The organism is Acetobacter sp. (genome assembly GCF_047723915.1).
GTDB lineage: Bacteria > Pseudomonadota > Alphaproteobacteria > Acetobacterales > Acetobacteraceae > Acetobacter.
The window spans coordinates 1-3,314 of record NZ_JBDOBQ010000052.1 but is presented as its reverse complement, the minus strand read 5'-3'; the positions used below and the strand labels follow the sequence as shown (position 1 = coordinate 3,314).

Genomic DNA, 3,314 nt, shown 5'->3' with positions numbered 1-3,314 from the left:
GCTGGGGCTGGGGCGGTGGCATGAGCACGGCCTACACCTATTCCTGCCAGACCACGTTCGAACTCGTGAACGGTGTCGTGTCTTCATGGACAATGCGGGGCGACGGCTGCTGAGCATGAGCGGAGTCCCCTCCGCCCCGCGTGGGCCGTCTTGCGGGCCGTTCCGCTGGCCGGGCCTGCGGGGGCGGGTAAGAAACCTGTTCCGTTCCCCCGGGGCCGGACGGGGGCGGAGAACAGGGCTTGTCGCGGCGGGCGCGGTGTTTGTGCTCAGCGGTTGCCAGAGCCATGCCCGACAGGACGTTTACACCACCCCTATTTCTAACTGCGCTGCCATGCTGCCCACGGTTTCGGGCACGCGGACCTATGGCCCTGCCGGGCATGACAGGGGAGGGCAGACCGGAATGGTGGCCACCCTGCATGGCGCTCCGGATAGTGCTGTCGCCTATCCGGACCCCAAAACCCCGGCCTTTTGCGACCGTCCGCTCTCCGACACTCTGCCGACATCCATAGAAATGGCCGATTACGTCCATTTGCTGACGGTAACCGGCCGCATGGCCCTGTTGCAGCAAAATGGGCCGTTCACGGTGTTCGGCATCCCCAACAGCGCGCTGGAGGCCTACAGCACACGGACCGGCGGGCTGCTTGCCGCTGCCGCGCGGTCCCCGCGGGGTATGGCGGCTGCACGGGCGCTGGTGGATTACAGTATTGTGCCGGGGGCCTGGACCGGGGCGCGCATTCGTGCAGCCGTGGCGGCGGACCCCGCGCATCGGGCCGTTCTGCCGACATTGGGCGGGTTGCCGCTTTTTGCCACGGTCGACCCACAAAGCGGCCAGATCGTGCTGGAAAATGGTCAGGGTATCATCAGCCGCCTTTGGGTCATGGGTGTGCCGCAATCCAACGGGGTGCTGTATTTCACCCAGTCCCTGCTTGTCCCGCCTGTAGCCGGGCAGGCCATGCAACCCCGTGGCTGACAGGGGCGCTGGCGCCTTCGCCATGGCTGGCCCTCAGGGCGATACAAAAACCCGTTTCAGGCCTGAACAGACTGCATAAAAAATCAGTCGGACCGGCCTGCCGGGGTTCAGCAACGCAGCATTCTGCGGCCAGATCTATCGCGTATTCCGCCGTTTTTGGATGGACAACCCCCGCTCCGTCGCTTTGCAGTCGATCTTCTGCCCAGGTGTCGCAGGTGCGGTGTGGTAGCGCTTTCAGGCAAGGCCCGACCGCGCTACGGCAGGGAGGGGCGGGCTTGAAGCGTGGTGCCCTGCCACGCCCATGGCGGGTTTCTGCGCGCTTAATTTTTCAGAGCGCGGGCCAGGCCGGAGGATTATCCCACCACTGGGCGGATGGCATGATAAAATCCGCCGTGCTCGTGGCCAGTTGCGCGGCATCTTCCGGGGTTGGGGCGCAGGCCACCACCGGCAGTTCCATCATGACCGACCACCATTGCGCCAGAGCCGCTACGGGCTGGGGGTCTTCGGGCGGTGCATCTGTGGTGTCCCGGTCGGGGTGGGTCTGGTCCGTGCTGGCGGGCTCGGGACCGAAGCAGACATAATCCGCCCCGTCCTCACCCGCCTGCATGGCGCGATCGCGGCTGGTGCCCGCCGCAACACCCAGTTGCAGGTCATCGCCCAGCATGCGGCGCACGTCCCGCACGCTCAGCGCGGTGTACGCCCGGGACAGATGCACTCCGTCGCATCCGGCCTGTCTGGCCAGAGCGGGACTGTCTTCAAGGATCAGGGCTATGCCCCTGTGCTGCACTGCCGCGCCAATGGCCGTAACCACGCCCAGTGCGGCGGTGTCGGTCATGCCGCCCGCAAGCCGCAGCAGCAGGGCGGCAGGCTGATGCCGGTCCAGCCCGCGTTCAAGAACGGGCAGGAAAGTCCCGGCATCCGCAAGGGGTGGTGTCACCAGATAAAGTTCAGGCACTATGTCTGTTTCTCCACCCCCGGAACGTCGGGGTCAGCCCTTGAAAATGGTGGTGATCTGGTCGAGCAGGGCGAGTGCTTCGGCCTTGGGACGCTGGAACACATTGCGGCCGATGATGGAGCCGAAGCCGCCGCCGTCCTGAATGCCCTGAATGGTCTTGAGCAGGCTGTCCGAGCCGGTGGTTTCACCGCCGGAGAAAATCACGATGCGACGCCCCGCGAAGGAGGACTGAACCACATGGCGGATACCGGCCGCCAGGGTGGCGACATCCACACTGTTCTTTTCATAAACGGGCTTGCAGGCGTCAAGGGCCACAACGTCGGTCGGGGGCTTTACCTTGATGATGTGCGCGCCGCACAGTGCGGCCATATGGGCCGCGTAGGCGCAGACATCGACGGCGGTTTCGGCCTTCTTGTCCAGCAGCGGGCCGCGCGGATAACTCCAGACGATAACCGCAAGGCCTGCCGCCTTGGCTTCCGCCGCGAGTTCACGCAGTTCTTCCATCTGCTCGAAGCAGTATTCGGAACCGGGGTAGATGGTAAAGCCAATGCCCACGCAGCCCAGACGCAGCGCGTCGGCCACGGTGCCGGTCACGGCCTGGTCCTTGATGGTGGACAGGCTGTTGGAGCTGTTGCACTTCAGGATAAGGGGAATTTCGCCGGCAAAGGTCGCGGCCCCGCATTCGAGCATGCCAAGGGGGGCGGCAAAGCCGTTCAGCCCTGCTTCGATCGCCAGTTCGAAATGGTAGTGCGGGTCGTAGGCCGCGGGGTTGGCGGCAAAGGAACGGGCAGGGCCATGTTCAAACCCCTGGTCCACCGGCAGAATGACAAGCTTGCCCGTGCCAGCCAGCTTGCCGGTATTGAGCAGACGGGCCAGGTTGGTTTTGGTGCCGGGATTATCGCTCTCATACTGGCTGAGAATTGCCTTGACCTTCGAGGTAAGCGCCATGACGGAACAGTCCTTCCTTTGCCTTGGTGTCCGGCATGTTATTTTCCGGACGTTATTATTCGCAATAACCGTGCCTGATATACGCGACAAGAGACGATGTGGCATCTACCGCCCGTATAAGGTCAAATGATGGCGGAGAGTGCGCCAGAAGGGTGGCCCCCGCCTGCATGAAGGTGGCGCGAACGGCCATGGCCTGTCTGTCATCCCCTGCAAGGACCGCCAGAGTCTGGCCATGGTTGAGTGCGACAAGGGCATGGGCGGGGCTTGCGCCACAGTCGAGCAGATGCACGAAGGGCAGGGTAGTCGCCCGGCCCAGATCACGCATCAACGCCAGCCACCAGGGCGCTCCCATGAACGCTCCCGCGCCGGGGGGGGATATAAAGCCGAATGCCGCGGTGGCGGGCGGTTGCTGCCCGTGCCGGGGGGTGGGGGCACTCGGGC

3 protein-coding genes and 1 pseudogene are annotated in these 3,314 nt (G+C 64.5%); 1 reads left to right on the top strand and 3 read right to left on the bottom strand.

Features of this window, described 5'->3' with window-relative positions:
- Window positions 1–115 precede the first annotated feature (115 nt).
- Window positions 116–970 carry a fasciclin domain-containing protein gene (locus ABF990_RS14570; RefSeq protein ID WP_415492530.1) on the top strand — a complete coding sequence of 285 codons (855 nt, stop codon included), beginning with the start codon at window positions 116–118 and terminating at the stop codon, window positions 968–970.
- A 328-nt stretch (window positions 971–1,298) separates the two neighbouring features.
- Here the strand turns inward: ABF990_RS14570 and ABF990_RS14565 are convergent, their stop codons facing one another.
- From ABF990_RS14565 to ABF990_RS14555, 3 genes and pseudogenes are all read right to left on the bottom strand, one after another.
- Entirely contained in the window at window positions 1,299–1,925 is a 627-nt protein-coding gene (locus tag ABF990_RS14565; protein WP_415492529.1) for a thiamine phosphate synthase, read from the bottom strand.
- A 33-nt stretch (window positions 1,926–1,958) separates the two neighbouring features.
- The gene (locus ABF990_RS14560; RefSeq protein ID WP_415492528.1) at window positions 1,959–2,873 is read right to left on the bottom strand and encodes a class I fructose-bisphosphate aldolase; all 915 of its coding nucleotides are present in this window, start codon (window positions 2,871–2,873) and stop codon (window positions 1,959–1,961) included.
- A 55-nt stretch (window positions 2,874–2,928) separates the two neighbouring features.
- A pseudogene (locus tag ABF990_RS14555) lies at window positions 2,929–3,314 on the bottom strand (hypothetical protein); the annotation flags it as partial.